Origin of the sequence: Streptomyces sp. TBY4 (assembly GCF_024213195.1) — a bacterium.
Lineage (GTDB): Bacteria > Actinomycetota > Actinomycetes > Streptomycetales > Streptomycetaceae > Streptomyces.
Map to the genome: position 1 here is coordinate 1 of NZ_JANAVF010000056.1, position 619 is coordinate 619.

Sequence of the window (619 nt, forward strand, 5' to 3'; positions counted from 1 at the left end):
GCCCACGGGCGCAGGGCGCCACGGCAGTCCGGGCAGCGCAGTAGTCCGGCCCGCAGCGCCTGCCGGGCCGCTGCCGCGTCGACCACCCAGAGCACGGTCACTCACCTGTCGCATCCGGCCAGGCTCGCCGTAGGACGGCCGGGTCGGGAAGTAGGGAACTGGTGTTGCAGCCTGCCCTGGTGATCACCCGTGGGCAAGACCCCGCGGACCGCGCACCGGGCGAAGGACGAAGTCGGCACCGCGACCACCATCCCGACGGCCGCCCCCCAGTGCCGCCAACGGAAGCGCCCCACATGGTCACCGTGCCGCCCGGCACCGTGCACTCCAGGACCTCCGAGCGCATCACCACCGTGAGTGGCAAAACCCGGCCTGCCCGTGGCCATCCAACGTGGCAATCAACAGCCGCGCGCGAACTGATGGGGTTCCTGTCGTACCGGCTGCCTCGCCAGGAGTTCGCCGATCTCCTGGCCTCAGGCTGGAAGGAGATCGGCGCCCGGATGGAGACGGCAGCCCGTGAGCACCGGTACACCGGCGTCGTACCGGCGCTGCGCCCATCGGAAGCCGGCATGCTGATGTGCTGCGCCGCTGGTGCCATCGCCGATCTCGAAGCTGGAGGCCA

Annotated in this window: 1 protein-coding gene; it reads left to right on the top strand. The window is 71.1% G+C overall.

The genetic code is table 11. From position 1 onward, the window contains the following. Positions 1–293 precede the first annotated feature (293 nt). The coding region (locus NLX94_RS38735) for a hypothetical protein (RefSeq protein ID WP_254387998.1) at positions 294–619 on the top strand (326 nt) is incomplete at its 3' end.